This is a genomic window from Teichococcus globiformis (assembly GCF_042646265.1).
In the GTDB taxonomy this organism is placed as follows: domain Bacteria; phylum Pseudomonadota; class Alphaproteobacteria; order Acetobacterales; family Acetobacteraceae; genus Pseudoroseomonas; species Pseudoroseomonas globiformis.
The window spans coordinates 14234-38614 of the sequence record NZ_JBHRTN010000019.1; the positions used below are offsets into that span (position 1 = coordinate 14234).

25 protein-coding genes and 1 tRNA gene are annotated in these 24381 nt (G+C 65.1%); 14 read left to right on the plus strand and 12 right to left on the minus strand.

Features of this window, described 5'->3' with window-relative positions; all coding sequences use genetic code 11:
* The first annotated feature begins 20 nt into the window (after positions 1 to 20).
* From ACFOD4_RS18810 to ACFOD4_RS18820, 3 genes are all read left to right on the plus strand, one after another.
* Positions 21 to 1133: a TRAP transporter substrate-binding protein gene (locus tag ACFOD4_RS18810; RefSeq protein WP_379598930.1), complete on the plus strand. Its 1113-nt coding sequence runs from the start codon at positions 21 to 23 to the stop codon at positions 1131 to 1133.
* A gap of 85 nt (positions 1134 to 1218) precedes the next feature.
* Entirely contained in the window at positions 1219 to 1767 is a 549-nt protein-coding gene (locus ACFOD4_RS18815; RefSeq protein WP_379598932.1) for a TRAP transporter small permease subunit, read from the plus strand.
* A gap of 15 nt (positions 1768 to 1782) precedes the next feature.
* A complete protein-coding gene (locus ACFOD4_RS18820; RefSeq protein WP_379598933.1) occupies positions 1783 to 3195 on the plus strand; it encodes a TRAP transporter large permease in 1413 nt (470 codons plus the stop codon).
* Positions 3196 to 3261: 66 nt separating this feature from the next.
* Here the strand turns inward: ACFOD4_RS18820 and ACFOD4_RS18825 are convergent, their stop codons facing one another.
* Genes ACFOD4_RS18825 through ACFOD4_RS18850 form a run of 6 tightly spaced genes read right to left on the minus strand, consistent with a single transcriptional unit; the run spans position 3262 to position 8967 of the window.
* A complete protein-coding gene (locus tag ACFOD4_RS18825; protein ID WP_379598934.1) occupies positions 3262 to 4398 on the minus strand; it encodes an FAD-dependent oxidoreductase in 1137 nt (378 codons plus the stop codon).
* A 45-nt stretch (positions 4399 to 4443) separates the two neighbouring features.
* Positions 4444 to 5283: an aldose epimerase family protein gene (locus tag ACFOD4_RS18830; RefSeq protein WP_379598935.1), complete on the minus strand. Its 840-nt coding sequence runs from the start codon at positions 5281 to 5283 to the stop codon at positions 4444 to 4446.
* Positions 5283 to 6125 (minus strand): NAD-dependent epimerase/dehydratase family protein, encoded by an 843-nt coding sequence (locus ACFOD4_RS18835; RefSeq protein WP_379598936.1) that lies wholly within the window; start codon positions 6123 to 6125, stop codon positions 5283 to 5285. The genes ACFOD4_RS18830 and ACFOD4_RS18835 overlap by 1 nt, the downstream gene beginning before the upstream one ends.
* Before the next feature lie 33 nt (positions 6126 to 6158).
* Entirely contained in the window at positions 6159 to 7439 is a 1281-nt protein-coding gene (locus tag ACFOD4_RS18840; RefSeq protein ID WP_379598938.1) for a TRAP transporter large permease, read from the minus strand.
* Between the two features lie 11 nt (positions 7440 to 7450).
* Positions 7451 to 7972: a TRAP transporter small permease gene (locus ACFOD4_RS18845; protein ID WP_379598940.1), complete on the minus strand. Its 522-nt coding sequence runs from the start codon at positions 7970 to 7972 to the stop codon at positions 7451 to 7453.
* A gap of 2 nt (positions 7973 to 7974) precedes the next feature.
* Positions 7975 to 8967, minus strand: a complete 993-nt coding sequence (locus ACFOD4_RS18850) for a TRAP transporter substrate-binding protein (RefSeq protein WP_379598941.1) — start codon at positions 8965 to 8967, stop codon at positions 7975 to 7977.
* Positions 8968 to 9240: 273 nt separating this feature from the next.
* Here ACFOD4_RS18850 and ACFOD4_RS18855 point away from each other — a divergent pair, with 273 nt between their 5' ends.
* From ACFOD4_RS18855 to ACFOD4_RS18870, 4 genes are all read left to right on the plus strand, one after another.
* Positions 9241 to 10599 (plus strand): amidase, encoded by a 1359-nt coding sequence (locus tag ACFOD4_RS18855; RefSeq protein ID WP_379598943.1) that lies wholly within the window; start codon positions 9241 to 9243, stop codon positions 10597 to 10599.
* A 64-nt stretch (positions 10600 to 10663) separates the two neighbouring features.
* A tRNA-Arg gene (locus ACFOD4_RS18860) sits at positions 10664 to 10740 on the plus strand.
* A gap of 1894 nt (positions 10741 to 12634) precedes the next feature.
* Positions 12635 to 12811, plus strand: a complete 177-nt coding sequence (locus tag ACFOD4_RS18865) for a hypothetical protein (RefSeq protein ID WP_379598945.1) — start codon at positions 12635 to 12637, stop codon at positions 12809 to 12811.
* 261 nt (positions 12812 to 13072) lie between these two features.
* Positions 13073 to 13267, plus strand: a complete 195-nt coding sequence (locus ACFOD4_RS18870) for a hypothetical protein (protein WP_379598947.1) — start codon at positions 13073 to 13075, stop codon at positions 13265 to 13267.
* A 255-nt stretch (positions 13268 to 13522) separates the two neighbouring features.
* Here ACFOD4_RS18870 and ACFOD4_RS18875 read toward each other — a convergent pair whose 3' ends face one another.
* The 3 genes from ACFOD4_RS18875 to ACFOD4_RS18885 form a co-directional block, all read right to left on the minus strand.
* Positions 13523 to 13711: a DUF3606 domain-containing protein gene (locus tag ACFOD4_RS18875; protein ID WP_379598948.1), complete on the minus strand. Its 189-nt coding sequence runs from the start codon at positions 13709 to 13711 to the stop codon at positions 13523 to 13525.
* Between the two features lie 108 nt (positions 13712 to 13819).
* Entirely contained in the window at positions 13820 to 14029 is a 210-nt protein-coding gene (locus ACFOD4_RS18880; protein ID WP_379598950.1) for a hypothetical protein, read from the minus strand.
* Positions 14030 to 14390: 361 nt separating this feature from the next.
* Positions 14391 to 14597 (minus strand): cold-shock protein, encoded by a 207-nt coding sequence (locus ACFOD4_RS18885; protein WP_379598951.1) that lies wholly within the window; start codon positions 14595 to 14597, stop codon positions 14391 to 14393.
* Between the two features lie 290 nt (positions 14598 to 14887).
* Between ACFOD4_RS18885 and ACFOD4_RS18890 the strand changes: the two genes are divergently transcribed.
* A complete protein-coding gene (locus tag ACFOD4_RS18890) occupies positions 14888 to 15193 on the plus strand; it encodes a hypothetical protein (protein WP_379598953.1) in 306 nt (101 codons plus the stop codon).
* Positions 15194 to 15328: 135 nt separating this feature from the next.
* Positions 15329 to 16669 (plus strand): hypothetical protein, encoded by a 1341-nt coding sequence (locus ACFOD4_RS18895; protein WP_379598955.1) that lies wholly within the window; start codon positions 15329 to 15331, stop codon positions 16667 to 16669.
* A gap of 52 nt (positions 16670 to 16721) precedes the next feature.
* On the opposite strand, the gene ACFOD4_RS18900 is transcribed toward ACFOD4_RS18895, so the two are convergent.
* Positions 16722 to 17654, minus strand: a complete 933-nt coding sequence (locus ACFOD4_RS18900) for a hypothetical protein (protein ID WP_379598957.1) — start codon at positions 17652 to 17654, stop codon at positions 16722 to 16724.
* Between the two features lie 36 nt (positions 17655 to 17690).
* A complete protein-coding gene (locus ACFOD4_RS18905) occupies positions 17691 to 18164 on the minus strand; it encodes an Lrp/AsnC family transcriptional regulator (protein ID WP_379598959.1) in 474 nt (157 codons plus the stop codon).
* 121 nt (positions 18165 to 18285) lie between these two features.
* On the opposite strand from ACFOD4_RS18905, the gene hppD reads away from it, so the two are divergent.
* On the plus strand, positions 18286 to 19413 hold the full coding sequence (gene hppD, locus ACFOD4_RS18910; RefSeq protein WP_379598960.1) for a 4-hydroxyphenylpyruvate dioxygenase: 1128 nt from the start codon (positions 18286 to 18288) through the stop codon (positions 19411 to 19413).
* A gap of 3 nt (positions 19414 to 19416) precedes the next feature.
* Here hppD and ACFOD4_RS18915 read toward each other — a convergent pair whose 3' ends face one another.
* Positions 19417 to 19890, minus strand: a complete 474-nt coding sequence (locus ACFOD4_RS18915) for a MarR family winged helix-turn-helix transcriptional regulator (RefSeq protein ID WP_379598962.1) — start codon at positions 19888 to 19890, stop codon at positions 19417 to 19419.
* An 87-nt stretch (positions 19891 to 19977) separates the two neighbouring features.
* On the opposite strand from ACFOD4_RS18915, the gene hmgA reads away from it, so the two are divergent.
* The 4 genes from hmgA to ACFOD4_RS18935 all read left to right on the plus strand — a co-directional run bounded on the left by hmgA (position 19978) and on the right by ACFOD4_RS18935 (position 24351).
* On the plus strand, positions 19978 to 21333 hold the full coding sequence (gene hmgA / locus ACFOD4_RS18920; protein WP_379598964.1) for a homogentisate 1,2-dioxygenase: 1356 nt from the start codon (positions 19978 to 19980) through the stop codon (positions 21331 to 21333).
* A 12-nt stretch (positions 21334 to 21345) separates the two neighbouring features.
* Positions 21346 to 22680, plus strand: coding sequence for a fumarylacetoacetase (gene fahA, locus ACFOD4_RS18925; protein WP_379598966.1), 1335 nt, complete (start codon positions 21346 to 21348; stop codon positions 22678 to 22680).
* Positions 22681 to 22713: 33 nt separating this feature from the next.
* Positions 22714 to 23700: a Bug family tripartite tricarboxylate transporter substrate binding protein gene (locus tag ACFOD4_RS18930; protein ID WP_379598968.1), complete on the plus strand. Its 987-nt coding sequence runs from the start codon at positions 22714 to 22716 to the stop codon at positions 23698 to 23700.
* A 291-nt stretch (positions 23701 to 23991) separates the two neighbouring features.
* Positions 23992 to 24351, plus strand: a complete 360-nt coding sequence (locus ACFOD4_RS18935; protein WP_379598969.1) for a DUF4112 domain-containing protein — start codon at positions 23992 to 23994, stop codon at positions 24349 to 24351.
* Positions 24352 to 24381: the final 30 nt, after the last annotated feature.

Below are 24381 nucleotides of genomic sequence, written 5' to 3' on the forward strand. Positions count from 1 at the left end.
GGTCCGGGAGAACAATCGAGATGATCCGCCGTCAGATCCTGACCGGAGGCGCCGCCCTCGGTGCCACGGCCCTCTCCACTACTCTGGCCAGCCCCGCCGTCGCGCAGACCGCGCCCGAGATCCGCTGGCGCATGGCAAGTTCCTTTCCCCGTTCGCTCGACACCATCTACGGCGCCGGCGACCATGTGGCGAAGCGCGTCGCGGCACTGACCGACAACAAGTTCCAGATCCGCGCCTTCCCGGCCGGAGAGCTGGTGCCCGGGCTGCAGGTTGCGGATGCCGTGCAGAATGGCACGGTCGATTGTGCCCACACGGCATCCTACTACTTTGTCGGCAAGGACCCGACCTTCGCCTTTGATGCCACCGTGCCCTTTGGCCTGAACACGCGCCAGATGAACGCCTGGATGCAGCATGGCGGCGGGCGCGAAGTGCTGAAGCCCTTCTTCGACAGCTACAACATCGTGTCCATTCCTGCGGGCAACACAGGCGCGCAGATGGGCGGCTGGTTCCGCAAGGAGATCAAGACGGTTGCCGACCTGAACGGGATGAAGATGCGCATCGCCGGCATCGCCGGCAACGTGATGCAGAAGCTCGGCGTCGTGCCGCAGCAGATCGCCGGCGGCGACATCTATCCGGCGTTGGAAAAAGGCACCGTGGATGCCGCCGAGTGGATCGGCCCCTACGATGACGAGAAGCTCGGCTTCAACCGGGTCGCCCCGTTCTACTACTTCCCCGGCTTCTGGGAGGGGTGCCTCAACCTGTCCGTCTACATCAACAAGGCGAAGTACGACGAGCTTCCGCAGCTCTACAAGGACGCGCTGGAAAGCGCCTGCCGCGACGCCACGGTGGACAGCATGGCGAAGTACGACGTGCAGAACCCCCAGGCGCTGCGCCGCCTGATCGCCGCCGGCACGCAGCTTCGCGCTTTCCCGCGGGAGGTGATGGCCGCCGCCTACAAGGCGAGCTTCGAACTGTATGACGAGCTCGCGGAGAAGAACGACCACTTCAAGCGGGTCTATGACCAGTGGCGCGCTTTCCGCGATGCGGAGTATGGCTGGTTCCGCGTGGCCGAGAACAGCTTCGACCAGTTCGTTTACGCCATGTATGCCCAGGAAGCGCAGCAGCGCCGCTGAGGCCGTTCTTCATGCGTGCGGATAGCTTTGTGGCAGATCCCGGTCACCGCACGCACATCGCCATCATCAGGAGGTATTCCGGCGAATGTCTGCCTTGCTTGGTTTCAGCCGGGCCGTGGACCGCGTCAACGCCATCTTCGGCGAGGCGGCATCCTGGATGGTGCTGTTGTCCTGCGCGATCAGCGCGGGCAACGCCACCATTCGCTATGGCATCCACTATTCCTCCAACGCCTGGCTTGAGGTGCAGTGGTATCTCTTTGGCGGCACCGTAATGCTGGGAGCGGCCTATACGCTGCTCCGCAACGAGCATGTGCGGGTGGACCTGGTGTTCGGCAGCCTGTCGCAGCGCGCAAAGCTGTGGGTCGATGTCTTCGGGCTGGTGTTGTTTCTGCTGCCGGCGATGTCGATGCTGGCCTGGATGACCTTGCCCTTCTTTCTCGACAGCTTCCTGCGCGGCGAGATGTCCTCCAATGCCGGCGGCCTGATCCTGTGGCCTGCCAAAATTCTGCTGCCGGTCGGCTTTACCTTGCTGACCCTGCAGGGTCTCTCCGAACTGGTGAAGCGCGTCGCACTGCTGCGCGGCATCGATCCCCATGCCGAGGTGGTGACCGAATACCACCGGCCCGACCAATAAGCGGACGATCCCATCATGCCCACTCTTGAGATGATGCCGCCGCTGATGTTCGGCGGCCTCGTCATCTTCCTGCTGATCGGCTTTCCGGTCGCCTTCTCCCTGGCCGCCACGGGCTTGTTCTTCGGCTTCATGTCGATCGAGCTGGGCTTCTTCACGCCAGCCTATCTCGGCAACCTGCCGTTCCGTGTGTTTGGCATCATCTCCAACGACCTGTTGCTGGCGATCCCGTTCTTCACGCTGATGGGTGCCATCCTGGAACGTTGCGGACTGGCCGAGGATCTTTTGGAAGGGACAGGCCAGCTCTTTGGCAAGGTGCCCGGTGGCCTGGCCTACGCCGTCATCCTGGTAGGCGCGGTGCTGGGTGCCATCACCGGCACCGTGGCAGCTTCCGTGATCGCCATGGGCATGATCTCCCTGCCGATCATGATGCGGTACGGCTACGACATGCGAATCGCCACAGGCGTCATCGCGGCGTCGGGCACCATCACGCAGGTCATCCCGCCCTCGCTGGTGCTGATCATTCTCGGCGATCAGCTTGGACGCAGCGTCGGCGACATGTATGCCGGCGCCATCGGCCCTTCCATCCTGCAGATCCTGCTGTTCGTGCTGTTCATCTTCGGGACGGCAATCTTTCAGCCGCACAAGGTTCCGCCACTACCGCCCGAGGCTCTGGGACCACGCGGCTGGCCCCTCTACTGGCGTGTGCTGAAGGGCATGGTGCCCTCGATCGTGCTCATCTTCCTTGTGCTCGGCACCATCTTCGTCGGGCTCGCGACGCCGACCGAGGCGGGCGCGATGGGCGCGGTTGGGGCCGTGGTGCTGGCGGGCATCAACCGCCGCCTCACCTGGTCGCTGATCAAGCAGGCGATGGACAACACCATGCGCATCACCTGCATGGTCATCTTCATCCTGGTCGGCTCCACCGTCTTCTCGCTGGTGTTTCAGGGCGTCGATGGCAGCCTCTGGATCGAGCACCTGTTGTCGCACCTGCCTGGTGGCCAGACCGGCTTCCTGATCTTCGTCAATATCTTCATCTTCTTCCTGGCGTTCTTCCTCGACTTCTTCGAAATCGCCTTCATCGTCGTGCCGCTGCTGGCGCCGGTGGCAGCCAAGCTGGATATCGACCTTGTCTGGTTTGGCGTGCTGCTCTGCGTGAACATGCAAACGGCCTTCATGCACCCGCCCTTCGGCTTCGCGCTGTTTTACCTGCGCGGCATCGCGCCGAAGACCGTGAAGACGAGCGACATCTACTGGGGCGCCATTCCTTGGGTCGGGCTACAGCTCATTCTGGTGGCCATTGTCATTTTCTGGCCGCAGAGCGTGACCTACTGGTTGGACCAGGGCACCGGCATCGATCCCAACTCGGTACAGATCGAGGTGCCTTTGCCGGATCTGCCGGCCGAGGATGCCCCGATCATCTTCAAGTAAGGCGGGGGGCTCCGGCCCCCTTTTTCCTGGAGCGGGCTGCTTCCAAAAGGCGCGGAGCCCTTTCCCTCAAGCCGCTCGCGGCCCCGTCGGTGCCGCGCCGCCGCACCCCGCAGCCCAGCCCGGCAGCCGCTGCAGATCCCAGTCGCCTACAGCCAGCCCGAGCACCGCGCCGAACTTGAAGCCGTGGCCGGAGAAACCGCTCATGACAATGCAGCGGCTGGACAGTGGCTCCACCAGGAAGCGCTCCTCAGGCTCCACATCGTAGTAGCAGGCCTTGGCACCGAGGACCCGGTATTCCCCCGCGTCGCGCAGGCGGGGTCGGGCCAGAGCTAGAATGGCTTCTGCCTCGGCCGTGCTCGCGTCGCGGGTATCCTCCGCGTCACCCTGGCAGGAGAAGCGGTGATCGCCGATCTTCAGCCCTGTGCCCGGCACCGGCGGCACGGCGTAGAAGCCGCCCTTCTCGGACAGGTCCAGAACCATGGGCGCCGCGGCCCAGGCGGACCGATACCGCTCAGGCGGTTCCAGATAAACAACGATCTGGCGGGAAGGCGTGACGCGCCCGGCCAGTCCCGGCACCAACCGGGGCGCCCAGGGGCCGGCGGCCAGCACCAGCCTTTCGGCCTCCAGCACGGCGCCATCCTCCAGGGTCAGGCGCGCCCGAGCGGGATCAACGGCAACGGCCCGGCCTCGCCTGAACCCGACGCCCCGTTGCCGCAGATGGGCCGCCAGCAATCCGACGATGCGCCCGGCCAGCAGGACCCCTCCACGCTGCATGTGGAAGGCATCGCCGATCCCCTCCACACCCAGCATGGGGAAGCGCGAGGCAAGCCGCGCCTGGCCAAGATCGGCGACCGCATGGCCCGCTTCACGGAGGGCACCGCGGCTCAGCTCCAGCCAGCCATGCGCCGCTCCGCCGTCTCCGAGCGCCAGCACGCCTGTTTCGGCGTAAAGGCGCTGCCCGGTGTCCTGCCAGAGCAACTCCCAGGCAGCGTAGGCCTCGTCCACCATGTGCATGTAGCCAGCAGCGGCGCCATACGCATGGCGGATCAGGCGATGCTCGTCCACGCTGCTGCCGCGTGGATTGGGGATGTCGTCTTGCTCCACGACGGTGACGGAGAACCCGGCGCGACTGAGGCCCCAGGCAGCGGAGAGGCCCATGATCCCGGCCCCGAGGACAAGTGCGTCCGGCATGGCGCGCAGCATGGCCGGCGAAGCTTCATTTGCGAAGAGGGAATGGCGAGCCTGTGCTCAGACGGGGTAGGCCTTGAGGGTGATGGTGCCGTGCAGAGCCTCGCCCGGGGCCAGTACACGCATGGCACCCAGCGGCGCCAGATCCGGCCTGTTGATCGCATCCGGCACATGGCTGACGGGTTCCAGACAGATGGCCGGCGCGGCGTCGGGCAGATGGAGGTGCAGGTTGCGCGCCCAGTCTCCGGAAGCAGTCATCTCCAACACGATTCCCGGCCAAGCCAGCCGAGCCTGGCTGTTCCAGCCGGCGTAGTGGCTGTCGGCACCGATCATGGGTTCGGCCGCGCCATCGGGGCCGGACTCGGCCACCCCCTCACCAGGAAGATTCCGTGCGCCCTGGGTCAGCCGCGTGGTGGCGCCGAAACGCAAGGAGGCTCCCGGTTGGCGAACAAACCAGGGATGCCAGCCGAAACCCATGGGGCAAGGCTTGTCATCCTCGTTGCGCATTGTGAGCTCGAAGAGAAACGCATCCTGTGCGGCCCGCAGTCGCAGCCGCGCCGCATAGCGGAAGGGCGGCGCCGTGAGTTCCTGAACCAGCACCACCTCCGCCATTCCCTGCTCCACCACCTGCCAGGGACGGTCACGGCCGAGGCCATGGATGGCGTTTCCTTCCTCCGGCTTGTTCAGCGGGAAGCAATGTTCCCCGTTCCAGGGAAAGCGGCCACCATCCAGCCGGTTTGTCCAGGGCAGCATCCAGAAGGCGCCGGCCCTGGTGGCGGTGGGATCGGCACCATCCGGCAGAGGCACCAGCACCGCGTTCCCAGCAAAATCGAGCCGCGCGACGGCGGCGCCGCGCTCCGGCAGGATTTCCGCCTGCCAGGACCCGGCGCCGATCCGCATCACTCGTCCAGCGCGAACGGATCGCGTGGGCTCGGTGCCGCGCGGCTGTAACCATTGCCGGTGTAATCACCGCCCTGGTAGCGCTCGATCACCGGGTTGCCCGAGGTCTTGTGGCCTACGGCATCGCGATAGATCTCCGCGCTGTCCTCGGGTTGCCAGCCGATGCGATCGCGGTGGTCGGCGCCCCAGTAGGTAGCAGGGTTGTTGCTGGCGCCCCAGACCACAGCGTGCCCGACCTTGGGCGCATCCAGGAACTTGGCGCAGAGCCGTGCCAGGTCACCATAGGACAGCCAGGTGGAGAGCATGCGCTGGTTCACCGCCTCGGGGAAGGAGCTGCCGATGCGGACATTGAGGTTCTCCACCCCATGCTTGTCCCAGTAGAGCCGGCCCATCAACTCGCCATAGGCCTTGGACAGGCCGTAGAAACTGTCCGGACGGAACTCGCATGTTGCGTCCAGCCTGGCTTCGTTGCCCTGCGGCCGCTCATGAAAGCCGATCGAGTGATTGGAGGACGCGAACAGCACCCGCGCCCCTTCGCGTCGTGCCGCCTCGTAGATGTGGTAGAGGCCGCGAATGTTGGGGCCGATCACCGTCTCGAACGGCATGTCCACCGCGCAACCGCCGAAATGCAGAATGGCGCCGCAGCCCTCGGCAAGCTGCACGATGCTCAGCCCGTCATTCAGGTCGGCACGGGTGAAGGTGGCGCCTTCCGGCACCGCATCCGGGAAGGGAGTGATGTCGGTCAGGCGCAGCCTGTAGCCCTGCGCGGCCAGCTCCCGCGCCAGCATGCGGCCAAGATTGCCGGAGGCGCCGGTGAGAAGAACGGGTTTCTGCACGGTCATGAAGCCATTCCCTGATATCGCTTGTGGCATTATTCAATGGAACAGCCGGGGGAGCCAGAGCGACACCGCCGGAACGTAGGTGACGATCAGCAGAACCGTGCAGGCGGCTGCGTAGAAGGGAGCACTGGTCTTGGTGGCATCCCACATCGACACCTTGCCGACCGCGCAGGCGACGAACAGGACCGGCCCGACCGGCGGGGTGATCAGCCCGATGCCAAGGTTGAGGATCAGCACCACGCCGAACTGAACGGGATCCATGCCGAGCTTGATGGCCACCGGCAGGAAGATAGGCGTGCCGATCATGATCAGCGGCGCCATGTCCATGAAGGTGCCGAGGAGCAGAAGGATCACGTTGATCAGCAGCAGCATCAGCAGCGGATTGTCGGTGATGCCTTCCATAAAGGTTACCGTCATAGCCGGCACCTGCAGCAGCGCCATCAGCCAGCCAAAGGCGCTGGCGCAGCCGATGATCAGCATCACCATGCCGGTGGTGCGTGCACCACCCAGCGCCGCCTGCTTGAAGCCTTCCCAATCCAGGCTGCGATACACGAACAGCGTCACCAGCAGGGCGTAGAGCACGGCGACGACGGCGCTCTCCGTTGCCGTGAAGATGCCGCTGCGCACGCCGGCGAAAATAATGACGATCAACATCAGCCCGGGCAGCGCCGCCGCCAGCAGCCGGGCCAGCATGGCCCAGCCGGGAAAGGTCTCCCGCGGATAGCCGCGCTTCACCGCGACGATCCAGGCGGTGAACATCAATGCTGTCATCAGCAGCATCCCGGGGATGATGCCGGCGGTGAAAAGGTCCGCCACGCTGATCATGCCACCCGCCGCAATGACATAGAGGATCATGTTGTGGCTGGGAGGGATCAGCAGGTCGATCAGGGCCGCGTTGGCCGTGACGTTCACGGCGTAGTCCGGCGCATAGCCCCGTGCACGCATCTGGGGGATCATGACCCCGCCAACCGCCGACGCATCCGCAACCGCCGAGCCGGAAACACCGCCGAACAGCGTGGCCGCCACCACATTCACCTGGCCGAGCCCGCCACGCATGTGGCCGACCATGGCTGAGGCCAGCGCCACCAGGCGGTCGGCGATCTGCCCGCGCAGCATGAGGTCGCCGGCAAAGACGAAGAACGGGATCGCCAGCATGGAGAACACGTTCATGCCGGAGGAGATCTGCTGGAACACGACGATGGCCGGCAGATCCATGTACAGCACGGTGACAAAGGAGGCCGCGCCGAGGGCGAAGGCCACCGGGACGCCGATCAGCAGCATCAGTGCGAAGCTGCCGAGCAGAACGGCGATTTCCATTCCGCCCCCCATCACGCGTCACTTACGAGAGGGGTGTCCAGCACCTCGGAGGGAGCGGCCTCGCCCGCCAGATGCGCTGCCAGCCGCTCGGCACCGAACAACGCCATCATCAGCCCGCCGAGCACCAGGGGCAGGTATTCGACCGCGCCGGGAAGGTTGATGGACGGGATCGTGGCATCCCAGACGCCTATCGCCAGTTCACCCCCGAACCAGGCCATTCCGACGCCGAAGAGGGTGATGATGAGGTCGGAGATCAGGTCGCAGACCCTGCGCAGTGGTGTGGGCAGCAGGTCGCGGATTGTCTCGAACCCCATGTGGAAACCTTCCCGCACGCCGGCGGCCGCGGCACCGAGGATGACCCAGCCCATCAGCAGCAGCGCCACCACGTCGGCCCAGGCGGGCGTATCATTCAGCACAAAGCGCCCGAACACCGCCCAGGCCACCACCCCGGTCATGGCGACCAGGGCGATGGCGGCGATCCAAAGGCAGATCAGGCAACAGGTATCGAGCGCCGATCGCAAGATGGGCGCCATGGTCACGCGCTTTCCCGAATGCGCTGGACGATGCCCTTCAGCCTGGCATCCCGCACGAATTGGTCGTAGACGGGGGCCATCGCGCTTTCGAACGGGGCCTTGTCCACCGTGTTGATCTGCGTTCCGGCGGCGATCACCTGCTCCTTCGCCGAGTCGCTGCGTGCCGCCCAGGCCTTGCGCATCTCCGGCACGCTGTCCCGGGCACTCTCGCGCAGGATCTCCTGCATGTCCTTGGGCAGCCGGTCATAGCTACGCTTCGACATCACCAGGATCTCGGGCGACATCGAATGCTCGGTAACGGAATAGAACTTGGCCACTTCGAAGTGCCGCTGGGACTGGTAGGTGGGATAGTTGTTCTCAGCCCCCTCGATCACGCCGGTCTGCAGGGCCGAGTAGATCTCGCCGGTTGGCAGCGGCGTTGCATTGGCGCCCAGTGCCCGCATCATGGCAAGCCAGAGATCGCTCTGCTGAACCCGGATCTTCATGCCCTTCATATCGGCCGGCGTGTTGATCGGGCGCTGCTTGTTGTACATGCTGCGGGCGCCGCTGTCGTAACAGCACAGGCCGATCAGCCCGTGCTTCTCGGCGCCCGCCAGGATCTCCTGGCCGATCTGCCCGTCCATCACCTTGTGCATGTGGGCTTCGTCACGGAACAGGAAGGGCAGCCCAGGCACCACCGTTTCCGGCACCAGGTTGTTCAGCGGCGCGAAATTCGTCCGGTTCATATCGATGACGCCGAACCGTGTCTGCTCCAGCGTGTCCTTTTCCTCACCGAGCTGGCGGGAATGGAAGACCTGGATGTTGATGCGGCCGCTGGACCGCTCCTTTGCCAGCCTGGCCATGGCCTTGACGCCTTCCACGGTGGGATAGCCGTCTGGGTGGATATCCGCGGAGCGCAGGTTGATGGCCTGGGCGCTGGCCTTGAAGCCAATCAGGGCTGGCATGGCGAAAGATGCGCCGGCCAGCAGGGCACGACGCCGCAGAGGGGTGAACATGAGGACGCTCTCCGATGTGCCGACAGAAGTAAATAGACAGGCGATCTTCAGCCGGGAGGCAAAGGATGACATCCCGACATCTGATGACTGACCTCCTGTTCGTTACGGGGATGCTGACGATGAAATTCGTCCGCTGTCAACGCTGTCGAACATGCCCCCTCGCCTGGAATCGCAGGATGACAGGAAGTTGGGCCAGTGGTCTTGCAGCGCCTGTTGCCGCGGCTCAGCATCCGCCGGTCGCAGTTCCTCAGACCAGGGATCAAACGCAGAACGATGACCGTCGAACCCCGCACCCTTGCTGCCGCCGCCGACGCGCTCGCCTGCGGGAGGACCACCGCGGTGGCCCTGGCCGAGGCCGCCTTGGCCCGCATCGCCGATCCAGCCGGTGAGGGCAACCGCGCCTTCGTGGCCGTACAGGCGGAGGCTGCCCTGACCAGCGCGCGCGCGCTGGATTCCCTGCGGGCCGTAGGCCGGGCACCTTCCCCTTGGGCCGGCATCCCCATCTCGATCAAGGATCTGTTCGACCAGCAGGGTGTTCCGACGCGCGCGGGGTCGATCGCCCTGGCCGATGCTCCGCCGGCACTGGCCACCGCCCCCGCCGTCGCGCGGCTCGAGCGCGCCGGTTTCGTGGTGCTGGGCCGCACCAACATGGTGGAGTTCGCCTTCAGCGGACTCGGTGTGAACCCGCATCACGGTACGCCGCGCTCACCTTATGATCGCGCCACGGGGCGGCTGCCAGGCGGATCCTCGTCAGGTGCCGCCGTCGCTGTGGCCGACGGCATGGGATTTGGGGCGCTCGGCTCCGACACCGGCGGCTCCTGCCGGGTGCCGGCAGCGCTCTGCGGCATCGTGGGCTACAAGCCCACCGCCAAGCGCGTGCCACTGGCCGGCGTGCTGCCGTTGTCGCAAAGCCTGGACAGCATCGGGCCACTGGCGAACACCGTTGGCTGCTGCGCCGTGCTGCATCACATCATGGCCGGAGCGGAAACGGCCGAGCTGCCTGCGGCCAGTTCCGTAGCGGGGCTGCGCTTTGCGGTGCCCGAGAACAGCTTCCTGTTCGAGGGCCTGGAGCCCGCTGTGGCGCAGAACTTCGAGCTTGCCCTGGCCCGGCTGGAGGCTGCCGGTGCCCGCATCGAGCGCATCGCCATGCCGGAGCTGGCCGAAATCGGCCCGGCCAATGCCAAGGGCGGCTTCGCGGCAGCCGAATCCTACGCCTGGCACCGGACACTGATGCAGCGAAGCGGCGATCGATACGATCCGCGCATCCTGGCCCGCATCCAGCGCGGCGCTGGAATGGATGCCGCGGATTACCAGGACCTGATGGCCGCGCGGGCCCGAATCATTGTGGCCGCCGCGATCCGCACCCAGCCCTACGACGCCGTGCTGGGCCCGACCTCGGCCCTGACCCCACCGGCCATCAAGGCTGTGGACGACGAGGCGGAATACAACCGGATCAACCTTCTGTTGCTGCGCAACACTGCTGCCTTCAACTTCCTGGACCGCTGCAGCATCAGCCTGCCCAACCATCGCGCCGGCGAGGCGCCGACCGGCCTGATGCTGAGCGGTGCCCATGATGGCGATACAGCTCTGTTCCGGGTCTCGGCCGCTGTGGAAGCGGCTTTGGCAAGGTGATGGCGGGATCGATCATGGAGGGGCTTCCATCCATCCGCGCCAGCGGCTAAAGAGGCCGAGGCGAGGACCCGTAGCTCAGCTGGATAGAGCGTTGCCCTCCGAAGGCAAAGGTCGTACGTTCGAATCGTATCGGGTCCGCCAAATTCCCAATGGGTAGCGCTTCAGCATCGCCTAACCCCGGGATCGATGGACACGATATAGACCTAAATAGTTCAAGGCTCGCTTCGGCGGGCCTTTTTGCTTCCTGCGCAGCAGTAGCAGGAAATTAGACGGGCTAGAGCCTCCACGATTTCTGTAGATCACACCGAGTAAAGTTCGGTAGAGGAACGGCCAAGAAATTGTCGAGATAAGCGATATGCGCTTTGCTTTGGTAGCTATGTTTCTCCTGGCTGCATGCTCTGCGCCGGATGAACCAACATTCCCGCTGCTTCGGGGCCAGCAGAGTGCAACGGCCGACCTCGCCTCGCTTGCAGCATTACCGGCACAACTAGGAGCTTTCAGGCGAGCCGGAGAAATCACAGACCACGAGGCGATGCCGGGACAAGCCGGTGCGGGAGCCTCGGTGCCTTACGTGCCCACCAATGGGGAGAAGATGAAGGTGACCATCTATTCCTATGACCGGGGGGCCCCTCGCAGTCCCGACGGGGGCGAGAATCCGGACCTTGGCCCTGAGCTTGTGCGGTTTGAAGCAGAACTGCAAACGGCGGCACGCCTTGGCCTCTATCAGGTGGTCACGTTCCACAGCGCTCTCGACGCACGGAGCAGCACTGGCAAGACGGCACCTCGCCTTGTGCAATGCGCGACCTTCCGAATCACCGGCAGGGACGGCGTTGTCACCGGCGACAGCGCTTGTATTGCTGTTAAATCCGGTAAGTTCATCAAGGTTCGATCGACTGTGTTGAACCCTCCAGACCCGCGGGCTGCTGGACTCGTTGCGGCTACCTTACTTCTTGACGTGCTGCGGCAACCAAGCACCACCAGACTTTAACGCGAGGCACTTCAGGCGACGAATTGGCGCAGCGTACCCGGCGCGAGACTATTGTTCGGTGTTGCGGCTCCTGCACCGGCCGGCGTTGCCACCATGGGCCCATCAGCCTCTTCCGCGTCAGACAGGCTCATCTGGAAATAACGGGCCAATCCGTCCAGGTCCAACATACCGGACAAACCGTCTGGCCAGCACCGCAGCCCACCACGGAAACCACTTCAGCCCTCTACATGCCCCTGGCATTTGCAGCGAAAGATCCGTTCCCATGCTGCAGACTGCTGGTCGCAGCCACATCCCAGCAGGCCCTCTTGATGCCGCGATGGACAGGCACAGGTCTTATCCAGAAGGTTTCTCGATCGACGCATCCCCGGCTGTTGGACCTGCCAACCAGGAACGAGGCGGAGAAAAGCCTGACGATGGCCCGGGAACACCGAGCCAGCATATCTGTCCTGGCAAGCGCGGTGCTGCCGTGACAACCGAAATGAGCGTGAGGTCCTGGCCTGTGGACCGAGGTGCTGGTGTTCCTCGCCAATGAAGAAAGATCCTACGACGAGCTGAGCCATATCGACTTCAGGGAGCACAAAGGAGGATGGTTGTTCCGGACGAGGAGCGCTTGGGCCGCCCGTTCGATTGGCGCAGGATAGAGGGTCCAGAGTTGATGTCTGGTTTCGCCCTCGTGCGCGGAAAGCCTGCCGCCAGGAAGCTCAGCCAATTTGATCACCCCCTTCCTGCTGCCTGCAAGCAGAGGGTCGAAGAAGCAGCGTCTGCGAAGAACGCCCCGGCATAGCTGATGGAGCGTCTGCCTTGCGATGCGGTGACAGTCCCGGGCGCGGGGGCGCTTGCGGGCTCGATTCCGCTCGGCCTTCGCAGCCCTCGAAGCCGAGGGCATGAAGTTCATCCCGCTCTGATTGTGCCGTCGATTGCCCTGGTCTTGCTTGGCGGACTGAGTTGATGGCGGTAGGGCTGGAATTGTCTGTGGGATGTCCCCCATTCTTTGGCTAGCCCGAGCAGGCGCACCAGGCCTCACACCCCCTCTCCAAAGGAGTTCCCTTGCGTAAGCCAAACTACAACTTCGAGCGGTCGCAACGCGACAACGCCAAGCGCGCAAAGACAGAAGCCAAGCTTCAGAAAAAGCGGGAACAGGCTTCGGAGCAGAAGGAACCGGAGCTGAAGGAAGCGCATCCCGAGGATGAGGTCCGTGGCGGGCAGGAGGTGCCAGAGGAGTAAGCTTGATCCAGGGATGGCGTAAGGTGCAACGCGACGCTCGGGCACAACCGTGCGCGCGTTAATCTGTCGTTTATTTGAGAATTCATAAATCAATCTGAGATTGCTGATGCAGGGATGAATGGAGCATGAAGCGAAGTGTCTTCCGCCCCTCTTCCGGTACAGCAATCGCCCATGGAACTCTTTGTCTACGAGCTCATGCCCCAGCCCGACGGGCTCAATGATCCACGTTGGAGCGGAAGTCGGTATGCTGGAGCATGTCGCGTGGCAGCGCAGTCGGAGGCACAGGCGCGCGCATGGGCAGCGGGGGCATTTACCCTCCCCATGACAGACTCAGGACTACCGAGTTCGCCCTCGGCCTGGCTGTCGGAGGATCTTGTGCTGATGGCGACGGTGGCGCAGGCCAAGGATATCTACACCGAAGGTGTGATCTCTGTTCCGCCGGATAGCGTGCCGTAACCATGACAGCGCCCGGTCTTGGGGAGGGTCGGAGACCGGCGCAGGCTCAGGCAGATGGTGAAGGAGCTCGCTTCAACGGGCTCTTTCTGTTTCCGGGACGTTGATTCTGTTGAAGGCAAAGTGGCGGTGCTGGCTTGCTTCAAACGTACAGCCCGACATGCGCACCTTGAAAGACAAACCCGCCTGGCGAGGTCGCCGAAGGCGGGTTCCAACTCCTTCCAGCCCCGAAGAGACGCCGGAACGGGCTTTGTGCCGTCAGCGGCGCATCAGGCCCTTGCGAACTTCACGCTCAACGGCGGCTCGCTCCGCGGAACCAATCCGTCGGATGGCTTCCTGTATGATGGCGGGCGACACGCGGAGGCGTTTGGCCAGATAGGCCACTTCCTCGGGCGTCCCTACGGCGGCGCCCAGCGTCTTATCGGACTTGCTTGCAATCTCGGTCATGGCGGTGTCCTGGCTGACCCTGACGCCGCCGAGGGTGCGGCCGCAGGTTGATAAAAGGCTGTTGCCAAGCGCGATCCGCAGGCTTCATTGCGACTACCCGCTGCAGCTTTAGCGGGCCGCTAGATCCTCGATACTGCGAATCTCGCTTTCTCGAATTGCGCGTTCATGACCATCATGATGGCTCTGAACACGGTACTCCCGGTCGATCCCATCATTCGGTAGCAGACGAGTGATGGTGTATTTTCCTGCTGGAGCGATCGTGTATTTGCCGCCCGAAAGCTGGATTGTCTGGCCGATCGAAAAGCTGTGCGGCTTCATTGGTCATCCTTCCAGATTGCTGCTGGTCACCCAGCTGAATGCGCCATTCCGCCCAGGCTAGCCGATGGTCTCCAGCACAATCCTCCGGATCTCGTCCAGGCTCAGCCCAGGTCGAGAGCGATCATCCCAGGTGCGCACGGGAGAGGCGTGACTGGCGACGACATTGGCCGCAGAAGGCTTATGAGATGATTGATTCGAAACGATGTCGAGATAGTCCTTTTAGAACAGCAGGAGCAAACCGGCGTTTGATGCCGCCGGTAAGCTGCGATGGCTGGCAGATGGCAGGGCGACGCAGCCACAACGCCCTATGCCGCGTGAAACACACCGCAAGAGAGCTCAGCGACCGCGTTGCCACACCCGTTCAGGCCTGCTTCACGTTACCGGCAGAGATCTTGCCTTGCTGGCTGCGCTGCAGGTCGAAGGAGAGCCGATCGCCCTCGCGAGGAGCCTGCAAGCCGGCCTGCTGAACGTCGGAGATGTGCAGAAAGACGTCCTGCGAACCATCTTCCGGCTGAAGGAAGCCAAAGCCTTTGGTAGCGTTGAACCACTTGACGGTGCCGATGGGCATATGCGGTGTTCCGATCAGAACAAAAATCGCAAAGCGAAATGCTGCGCGAATCATACCTTGAGGAAAGCGGACACCGGGCTCGGCGCTCGATCATGAGCAAGGAGAGCAGGCCGAACCAAACAAGCTGACGACAAGACAATGGGGAGGGTGCCCGCCGAATGCAAACTCTTTCTCAAGGCTGCGGATGGCTGCGGCACCGGAAGTCCTGACAGGCAAAAGGCTGCAGACCGAGGCTCAACAACTCGCAGGCATGCTTCCGCTTCTCGATCCTCAGGCTAGAACAGCACGCCATGACGGCGCCGAACCGCTACCCTGCCTACACAGTGCATCCGAGCCGTAAGGAACACCATGCGGTCGCGCTATCCTGGGCAAAGGGTCAGGGCCTGAGGCGGATCGCAGCGCAGGCGCTCGAACTGCAGTTCGGCGATGTAAGCCGGCACGGGGGACAGTGCTTCGCGCTCGACATGAAGCGCCTCATCCTGTTCAGCAAAGCAGCCATCGACCTGTACGAGATAACGCACCCGGTTGTCACAAGCACGCGTGTGGCTCCATCCGAAATCTCCGGAGCGATCGCACGCAGCAGGTTCCACCGGTAGGCCGCCGCCGCGCCGCGCCCGACCGATGGCTTGATCAGCGGCGCGGAACGCGGGCGGGCGTCTTTCCGGCGAATGGCGCGCAGGGGCCGGAGAGGGTAAGGGTGCCACTGCCCGCATGCTTTCCGGAGGTTGGACATGACACCCGAGGACCACCGGCTCATAGCTGAGGCTGCCGAGTTGGCGGAGGAGCTGGCCCCCGATCTGCGGGTTGTGCTGCTGACGCATTATCCGGACGCCGACACCCTGGACCTGATGCGGCCCGGCGGCCAAACGCTGGAGGCGGTCCGCGCCGCCAACCGGGCCGTGGCGGCTGCGCTGCTGCGGCACGGCGTCACGGTGCTGGTGCAGCAGGCCGACAAGGCCGCCTTCCGCCGCTGGATGCAGGACCGGTCGGCTACGGCCGAGAGCCGCCTTGGTTGGCGGGGGCGCACCCCTGTTGCCCGAGGCGAGGAAGCCATACGGCTGCTGGAAATCGATCCTGCATCGCTGCCGGTGCCACAGCGCGAGAAGGCTTCCGGCACCCCGGCGGACCGGCTGATGCGCCTTTTCGCCGGCCCGGACGGAACCGCCTTCGACAGCCTGGCCGAAACCTTGATCGCCAGTGGCCGTGATGGGGTGCTGGAGCAGGCTGTGCGCCGGGTCGCTCAGCGCCATGGCGAGGAGGCGGCGGAGGATCTGACGAAGGATCTGCTGGCCATGGCCGAGGCCGGACCCGCGGGGCCGTCCGGCTGGTCCGAGTTGGTGGCGCTGCCGGTGGGGTTGTCCCCCGGACCTTTGCCGGAACCGGCCGCACTGGCGCAGAGCCTCGCAGCCTCCGGTGCGTTGTCCGAAGGGTTGGAGCTGCAGCTGCTGCCGCAATGGTTCTCGCCCGACGCCGTGGCGAGCCTGACTCCGGGCCAGCTCCGCCAGACCCTGATTCAGATGGCCGAAGGGCAGCAGCCACAGTCGCTACCGCCCGCTGATGAGAGCACCCTGGCCGAAGGCGGTTTTGGCGTGCTGATTGGCCTTCAGCTGGACTGGACCGTGCCGCTCTGGGAAGAGATTGCCGCTCGCGGCCTGCCGGAACCGCCCGAGGAAGGGCAGGAAACTCCGGAGGAAAAGGTCCTGGCGGATGCCTTTGAACGCTGGCGCAGCATGGTTTTCCGGACGCAGGGTGGCTGTGTGCCGCTGGCGCTGGTGCCGCTGTCCGAGACGGAAGCGGAAATCGCCGCCTTTCTCGAGGAAGCGGAAGAGCAGACCGGCGCCTGGCCCGAGATCCAGGATCTGGTGGAGATGGCGCGCCAGGAAGCGGGCGATCAGGAGGTGGTCTGCCTGCCGCGCGTGGAGGGCGACCAGCTTCACTTGGCGCTCTACACCCGGCGGGGCCGACTGCTGGATGAAATGACGCTGGAAGGAGAGCGGCTGCCAGTGCCGGCTTCGGAGATGCCGTCACTGCTGGAAACCATCGTGTCGCTGGTTGACAGCCGTCCTCAGTGACGTTCGCGGGCAGGTAACGGTTCAGATCGGTCCCCCCACTGCCCGTCCCTCGTCATTCCAGCCTCACGGACGCTGCCAGGGTGGCCTGCAGAAGGTGCTGCGACAGCTCACGCACCCCCACCAGTCCCCGCCGGATCATCCAGTCGAGCGGCTTTGAGCGCCGAAAGGGGGCCGCCGGGAGCGGCGTCGCGACCCAGCGACACGGCTCCTGTGCGAGTGCAGTCAGGCTGGCATCGATGTTCTGCAGTGCCAGCAACATGTCGGCTTCCGCAGGACTCAGCTTGAAGCGAGGCTGCCGCCCCTCTGCGGTCAGACCCCGCCCCTTGCCGAGCAAGCCCAGTGCGCGGTCGTCCGGCACCTTCCATCGGTTCATCAGGTCCCAGAAGGTCTTCGACGTCAGGCCGGGCACTCTCCTGGGCTGTTCAGCTGGCGTTCTTGGCGGTGCATCCCGTGGCCGCTCTCGCGGGCTTGCTGTGCTGTCCGGCCTTCTCGTGCCCTTGGACGAGGCGACTTCGCGGCTGCTGCCTCCTTCGGATGGCTCATCCTGCCGCAGGGCGGTGCGACCCGCCGGCCGCCGGCTTTGCAGATCCACGTCGAGTTTCCGGCAAAGTTCCAGAAGCAGCGTCCGCCCCCTCTCGATGGTGCCGCAAACACCCTTCGAGGCTGGCGCCCTTCGAAGGCTTCCATCCTCCAGCAGACGTGGCTGCGGGGCGCTCTCCTCAGCTATCCCCCGGAGACGGACGGCCATCGGGCCACTGCCTGGAAGGTCCGGTGCGCTGTTGTCCTCCGCCTCGTAGCGACCGGTGGCGGAAACCGTCAGGACCCTGCCCATCCATGCGGCCGCACTGCCCACCAGCATGAGGGCATTGGATGTGGCATCATTCTCGGCCAGCACCTGCGCGTCGCGCAGATCCGCCTCCGCCAGCCGCAACAGATTGCCGATGGCGCGACGAAGAGTGAGCGGCGCGTTTTCCTGACCCGGCATCACCTTGTCCTCCCGGACCTCTCGACCCACGACATCCTACCGGGTGCGCCTCAGTGGCAGGCGGGATTGGTCCTTGAGCCTGTCCAGCACAATGGAGGAGCGAACACGCGCCACGCTGTCATGGGCAAGCAGCGTGTCGTTCACCAGAATGGCCAAGCCCTTCAGATCGGGCACGATGGCCTTCAGCAGGTAATCCGCGTCGCCGGTCATGGCGTAGGCTTCCTGGACCTCGTCCACACGGGACAGCAGATCCCGGAACCGCCGGGAGTTCTCGCCGCTATGGGTCGTCAGCGTGACCTGGACAAAGGCGATCACGTGCAGCCCCAACGCTTCGGCCGCCAGTTCGGCCCGGTAGCCGCGGATGACCTTCGCGGCCTCCAGCGCGCTGCGGCGGCGGGAACACTGCGAAGCGGACAAGCCGATGCGCTCGCCAAGCTGCTGGTTGGTGAGGCGGGCATCATCCTGCAACGCAGCCAGCAAGCGAAGGTCGAATGCGTCCAGATCGTGCACAAAACATCCCTGATATGCATAGACTGTGCATGCGATCAGTTCGAACGCACATCTTTGCACACCGGTTGCGCGACGACGCTCATAGGCTTTCTGCGGTCCAAGATCAGAAAGGAAGCCACTCATGGGTCCGTTTCCGCATGATGCACCACGTCCCGCCATCAGCGACCATAATCCAATGGGCACGGACGGCTTCGCCTTCGTTGAATACGCGCATCCCGAGCCGGAGAAGCTGCATGCGCTGTTCCGCCAAATGGGCTTCGACGCCGTGGCCCGGCATCGCCGCAAGGCCGTGACACTCTACCGGCAGGGCGACATCAACTACCTGCTAACCGAGGAGCCGGCGAGCCATGCCGCGCACTTTGCCCAAGCGCACGGTCCCTGCGTCCCCTCCATGGCCTTCCGCGTCGTGGATGCCCAGCATGCCTACAGGCGCGCGCTGGCACTCGGTGCCGAGCCTACGGATGGTGCGACAGGGGACAAGACCATGGACTTGCCCGCCATCAAGGGCATCGGGGGCAGCCTGCTATACTTCGTGGACCGGTATGGCGAAGCCGGCTCCACCTATGACGAGGAGTTCGATTGGATCGGGGACCATGACCCGAACCCAGGCGGTGCCGGGCTGTTCTACATCGACCACCTGACGCACAATGTTCACCGGGGCCGCATGGACAATTGGTACGCGTTCTACAACAAGCTCTTCAACTTCCGGCAGATCCGCTACTTCGACATCAAGGGCGAGTACACCGGCCTGTTCTCGCGCGCCCTGACCAGCCCCGATGGCCGCATCCGCATCCCGTTGAACGAGAGCGCCGATGACGAAAGCCAGATCGAGGAGTATCTGCGCGAATACAAGGGCGAAGGCATCCAGCACATCGCTTGCGGTTGCAGCAACATCTACGCCACGATCGAGGCGCTGCGAGGAGCCGGGCTTGCCTTCATGCCGGCGCCACCGGACACCTACTACGAGCGCGTCGATGCTCGGCTGCCTGGCCATGGCGAGGATCTGGCACGTCTGAAGCGCAACGGCATCCTGGTGGATGGCGAGGGCGTGGTGGAGGACCGCAAGGCAAGGCTGCTGCTGCAGATCTTCTCTGGCAACGTGATCGGTCCGGTTTTCTTCGAGTTCATCGAGCGCAAGGGCGATGATGGCTTCGGCGAAGGCAATTTCCGCGCCCTGTTCGAAAGCATCGAGGAAGATCAGCTGCGCCGCGGCGTCATCGGCAGGCGGGCTGCGGCGGCGGCCGAGTGAGGCTCAATCCTCCGTGGCGGTCAGGTCCCTTGTGCGGCGGTCGATCTTGTCCAGGATGGCGGCGAGTTGCCGCTGCTCCGTCGGCGTCAGGGCGCTGGACAGCGCTGCTTGCATCTCCCGCGCCAGCGGCACGATCCCGCGATAGGTGGCGCGGCCCTGGCGGGTAAGGCGCAGCAACTGCGCCCGCTGATCCCGTGGATCGGCACGGCGCTCAAGCAGCACCTTGTCCGCCAGGCGGATGACGGCGCGGCTGACGCGTACGCGGTCCATCCCAGTGTGCTCGATCACCTGCTGGGTGGAAAGGTTGCCGTGCTGCCCGACCACCGCGATCACCCGCCATTCGGGGATGCTGAGGCCGAAGCGCTCCCGGTAGCGCGTGGCGAACAGACCGCTCACCGCCTCGGTCACCACGGACAGGCGGTAGGGCAGAAAGTCCTGCAGGATCAGGGGATCGGCGTCGGGCTTGCTCGCGGGCATGATTTCAGCTTTTGATCTCATTTGAGACGATATAAAATGGCGGGGCGCGGTGGAAGCGGCGCCACCCTGCCCGCGGGAGGATAGCAGATGAATGTTTCCACCAAACCCGGCTTGTCCACCATGCCGGTGGCCGCGCCCGGCGATCCAGCTTACCTGTCCGGCTTCGGCAACGGCTTCGAAACGGAAGCGCTGCCTGGTGCCCTGCCGATAGGGCGCAACTCGCCGCAGAGATGCGCTTACGGGCTTTATGCCGAGCAACTCAGCGGCTCCCCCTTCACCGCGCCGCGCGCGACCAACGAACGCAGCTGGCTCTACCGCATTCGCCCGACAGTGGCCCATTGGGGGCAGTTCCGGGAGGTGGATGCCGGGCTGTGGCGCACCGCCCCCTGCGCCGAGGTCGACATGCCGCTGGCGCCGTTGCGCTGGGACCCGATCCCGCTGCCGGACGGCAGCATCGGGTTCTTGCAGGGGATCCACACGATCACCACCGCCGGCGATGCCGGGTCACAGGCAGGCATGGGGTCGCATATCTATCTCGTCACCTGCTCCATGCAGGACGAGTATTTCTACAATGCCGATGCCGAGATGCTGTTTGTCCCGCAACAGGGCACGCTGAGGCTTTGGACCGAATTCGGCATCATCGACATCGAGCCGGGCGAGATCGCCGTGATCCCGCGTGGCGTCAAGCTCCGGGTCGAGCTGCACGGCGATGGGACGGCGCGTGGCTATCTTTGTGAGAATTACGGCGGCGCTTTCACCTTGCCGGAACGCGGGCCGATCGGTGCCAACTGCCTGGCCAATCCCCGCGACTTCCTGACTCCGGTCGCGGCCTATGAGGATCGTGACGCGCCCTCAACCATGACGGTGAAGTGGGGCGGCAAGCTGTGGCGAACGGAGCTGCAGCACTCGCCCCTCGACGTGGTGGCCTGGCACGGCAATTACGCGCCCTATAAATACGACCTGCGTCGCTATTCCCCCGTGGGTCCGGTGCTGTTCGACCATGCCGATCCGTCGATCTTCACCGTGCTGACCTCGCCATCCGAAACGCCGGGCACGGCGAACATCGACTTCGTCATCTTTCCCGACCGTTGGCTGGTGGCCGAGAACACCTTCCGTCCGCCCTGGTACCACATGAACATCATGAGCGAGTTCATGGGCCTTATCCACGGGGTGTACGATGCCAAGACCGGCGGCGGCTTCGTGCCCGGCGGCTTTTCCCTGCACAATTGCATGTTGCCGCACGGACCGGACATGAATGCCTTTGAAGGCGCCAGCAATGCCGATCTCAGCCCGCACAAGCTGGAAGGCACGATGGCCTTCATGTTCGAGACCCGCTATCCGCAGCGCGTCACCCGCTTCGCGGCCGAGGCGCCGCAGTTTCAGCGCAACTATGCGGGCTATGGCCGGGAGCTTCGCAAGCATTTCGATCCCTCGCGCCGCTGAGGAGGTACGGTTTTGAGCGAGGCAACCCCGCACACATCCCCTGCCCTCGATCACACCCATGACCCGGCGTTGCGCAGCTGGGTGCCAGGGGCCGATGGGCATGCCGAGTTCCCCATCCAGAACCTGCCCTTTGGTGTGTTCACCCCGCCAGGCGAAGCGGTGCCTCGTGGCGGCGTCGCCATCGGCGATAGCATTCTCGATCTCGCGGCCGCGTCGCTCGCGGGGCTTTTCACGGGCGAGGCGGAGCAGGCTGCCAGCGCCGCCTCCGGCACTGCCCTGAATGCCTTTCTGGCCCTCGGTGCGCCACCACGCCGCGCGCTGCGCGCCCGGCTTTCCGCCATTCTGGCCGCTGACAGCCCGGATCGCGAGCAGGCCGCCCACTGTTTGCACAAGGCAGTGGATTGCGCCCTGCATCTGCCCACGCGCATCGGCGACTACACCGATTTCTACGTCGGGATCCACCACGCCACCAATGTCGGCAAGGTGTTCCGGCCCGAAAACCCGCTGCTGCCGAACTACAAGTACGTGCCGAACGGCTATCACGGCCGGGCCTCTTCCGTGCGGACCAGCGGCACGGATGTTCGCCGCCCCCGAGGGCAACTCAAGGCCCCGGACGCCGAGGCACCCCGCTACGCCCCTTGCGAGCGACTGGACTACGAGCTGGAGCTGGGCATCTGGATCGGCCCTGGCAACGCGCTGGGCGAGCCGGTGCCGGTGGCCGGTGCCGCGGACCATGTCGCCGGCTTCTGCCTGCTGAACGACTGGTCGGCACGCGACATCCAGGCCTGGGAATACCAGCCGCTGGGTCCGTTTCTGGCCAAGAGTTTCGGTTCCACCATCTCCGCATGGATCGTGACGCCGGAGGCGCTGGCACCTTTCCGCATCCCGCAGCCGGCCCGGCCGCAGGGCGACCCCGCTCCCCTGCCGCACCTGCTGGACCAGGCCGACCAGGGCCAGGGCGCCCTGGACCTTGAGCTGCAGGTGCTGATCTCGACTTCGGCGATGCGAGAACAAGGACTGCCACCGCACCGCCTGGCGCTGTCCAACACCCGGCACATGTACTGGACCGTGGCACAGATGGTGGCGCACCACACCAGCGGTGGCTGCGACCTCAATCCGGGCGACCTGCTGGGCTCCGGCACACTTTCGGCGCCCGATCCCGGCGGCTTCGGCAGTCTGCTGGAAAGCACCGGCGGCGGAGGGCAGGCCATCCCCCTTCCTTCCGGCGAAACACGCCGCTTCCTGGAGGATGGCGACGAGATCATCCTGCGCGCCCGGGCGGCACGCGATGGCGCGGTCTCCATCGGCTTCGGAGAGTGCCGTGCCCGCATCTTGCCTGCCGCCTGACTGCATTCCGCCTGCCACGGGAAAGAAACGTCCATGCCGAACACCCTCCTCCTGTCCCGCCGTACCCTGGCGCTGGCGGGATTTCACGCCGCGCTGTTGCCCGCGGCCGCGCGCGCCGCCTGGCCAGAGGCGCCGCTGAAATGGATCGTTGCCTATGCGGCAGGCGGCGGCTCCGACACGCTGGCACGGCTGCTGGCCGCCCGGATGGGAGAAGGGCTGGGCCGGCCCGTGGTGATCGACAACCGCCCGGGCGCCGCCACCAATATTGGCGCCGAGGCCGCTGCGCGATCCGCCCCCGATGGATACACGATGCTGACAGCCGATAACGGCACTCTGGTCTTCAACCCCGCCCTGTTCCGCAGCCTGCCCTATGATCCGGATCGGGATTTCCGCCCCGTCGGCGGCATTGCCCGCTTCCACCTCGTGCTGGCGGTGAAGAAGGAGTCGGCGCTGCGCGACTTCGCCGCGCTGCTGGCGCAGGGCAAGGAGAAGCCGGGCAGCATCGACTATGCCTCGCCAGGCATCGGCTCGCCCCACCATCTGGCCATGGAACGGCTGGCCCGCAGCACCGGTGCCCGCTTCAGCCATGTACCCTATCGCGGTGCCGCGCCGGCGCTCAACGACCTGCTGGCCGGCGTGGTCGAGGCGGCGGTGACGGATACGGTGGCGGGCGGTGAGGCACTCCGCAGTGGCATGGTGCGCCCCCTAGCCGTGTTCTCCGCGAGCCGCCAGCCCGGCTTCCCTCAACTGCCCACCGTGGCTGAAGGCGCCGGGCTGGACGGCTTCGAGGCCTATGCTTGGCAAAGCCTGATGCTGCCACGAGCCACACCCGATCCCGTTGCCACCCGCCTTGCCGCCGCCTTGTCCGCCGCCCTGGCCGATGAGGGCACGCAGCGTAAGTTCCGGGAGATCGGCGTGGAGCCGCTGCCCGCCTCGCCCGAACAGGTGCGTGCCATGCTGGCTGCGGACCGGGCCATTTGGGTGCCGCTGATCCGCGACCTGGGCATCACGCTGGACTGAACGCAGCGTACCGGCCGGCGGGCTTGGCAGGACAGGCCGGCCAGAGGGCATCCTGTGTTCCGGGGGTACACCTCGGAACCCGCTGCCGACGACCTGCCGTTGCGCGATCATGCGTGAAGCGAGGCCTGCACCGGCGGTGCCATCCGCTCAAGCGAGTCAGAGGCAGCCAGAACGGGCGGGCAGCTCCGGCGGCTCATGAGGGGCAGGCCTTTCCCTCCCGGCCGGGGAAAATGAAACCCGGCCGCCGGCGACGAATTGCTCTGGGGCTGCCATCTTCTCCACGGATGCTCGATGCGCCACCCTCCTCCCTCCGGCGACGCCTCAAATATGGACCGGTTGGAGCGGCTGGCGCGGCTTCTCGACAGCCGGTGGCGCATTCCTGGGACCAGCATCCGCTTCGGTACAGATCCGCTGATGAGCCTCGTGCCGGGCCTCGGGCCGATCGTCTCTGCCGCTTTCTCGGCCTACCTGATCGTGGAGGCTCGGCGGCTCGGAGTTTCACCCGGTACCGTCCTCCGCATGATCGGCAATGTCGGCCTGGACGCGGTGATCAGCTCCGTCCCGCTGATAGGATCGGTGGGTGACGTGTTCTTCAAGGCCAACCGTCGGAACATGGCGCTGCTGCGGCGGAGGTTGGCGGTTCGTCCCTGAGGCAGGCCTGGGCGGACGAATGCCCGGCCT

Coding starts and splice junctions, on each gene's coding strand:
- ACFOD4_RS18810 (WP_379598930.1), top strand. CDS start 21: ATGATCCGCCGTCAGATCCTGACCGGAGGCGCCGCCCTCGGTGCCACG.
- ACFOD4_RS18815 (WP_379598932.1), top strand. CDS start 1,219: ATGTCTGCCTTGCTTGGTTTCAGCCGGGCCGTGGACCGCGTCAACGCC.
- ACFOD4_RS18820 (WP_379598933.1), top strand. CDS start 1,783: ATGCCCACTCTTGAGATGATGCCGCCGCTGATGTTCGGCGGCCTCGTC.
- ACFOD4_RS18825 (WP_379598934.1), bottom strand. CDS start 4,398: ATGCTGCGCGCCATGCCGGACGCACTTGTCCTCGGGGCCGGGATCATG.
- ACFOD4_RS18830 (WP_379598935.1), bottom strand. CDS start 5,283: ATGCGGATCGGCGCCGGGTCCTGGCAGGCGGAAATCCTGCCGGAGCGC.
- ACFOD4_RS18835 (WP_379598936.1), bottom strand. CDS start 6,125: ATGACCGTGCAGAAACCCGTTCTTCTCACCGGCGCCTCCGGCAATCTT.
- ACFOD4_RS18840 (WP_379598938.1), bottom strand. CDS start 7,439: ATGGAAATCGCCGTTCTGCTCGGCAGCTTCGCACTGATGCTGCTGATC.
- ACFOD4_RS18845 (WP_379598940.1), bottom strand. CDS start 7,972: ATGGCGCCCATCTTGCGATCGGCGCTCGATACCTGTTGCCTGATCTGC.
- ACFOD4_RS18850 (WP_379598941.1), bottom strand. CDS start 8,967: ATGTTCACCCCTCTGCGGCGTCGTGCCCTGCTGGCCGGCGCATCTTTC.
- ACFOD4_RS18855 (WP_379598943.1), top strand. CDS start 9,241: ATGACCGTCGAACCCCGCACCCTTGCTGCCGCCGCCGACGCGCTCGCC.
- ACFOD4_RS18875 (WP_379598948.1), bottom strand. CDS start 13,711: ATGACCGAGATTGCAAGCAAGTCCGATAAGACGCTGGGCGCCGCCGTA.
- ACFOD4_RS18880 (WP_379598950.1), bottom strand. CDS start 14,029: ATGAAGCCGCACAGCTTTTCGATCGGCCAGACAATCCAGCTTTCGGGC.
- ACFOD4_RS18885 (WP_379598951.1), bottom strand. CDS start 14,597: ATGCCCATCGGCACCGTCAAGTGGTTCAACGCTACCAAAGGCTTTGGC.
- ACFOD4_RS18890 (WP_379598953.1), top strand. CDS start 14,888: ATGACGGCGCCGAACCGCTACCCTGCCTACACAGTGCATCCGAGCCGT.
- ACFOD4_RS18895 (WP_379598955.1), top strand. CDS start 15,329: ATGACACCCGAGGACCACCGGCTCATAGCTGAGGCTGCCGAGTTGGCG.
- ACFOD4_RS18900 (WP_379598957.1), bottom strand. CDS start 17,654: ATGCCGGGTCAGGAAAACGCGCCGCTCACTCTTCGTCGCGCCATCGGC.
- hppD (WP_379598960.1), top strand. CDS start 18,286: ATGGGTCCGTTTCCGCATGATGCACCACGTCCCGCCATCAGCGACCAT.
- ACFOD4_RS18915 (WP_379598962.1), bottom strand. CDS start 19,890: ATGCCCGCGAGCAAGCCCGACGCCGATCCCCTGATCCTGCAGGACTTT.
- hmgA (WP_379598964.1), top strand. CDS start 19,978: ATGAATGTTTCCACCAAACCCGGCTTGTCCACCATGCCGGTGGCCGCG.
- ACFOD4_RS18930 (WP_379598968.1), top strand. CDS start 22,714: ATGCCGAACACCCTCCTCCTGTCCCGCCGTACCCTGGCGCTGGCGGGA.
- ACFOD4_RS18935 (WP_379598969.1), top strand. CDS start 23,992: ATGCGCCACCCTCCTCCCTCCGGCGACGCCTCAAATATGGACCGGTTG.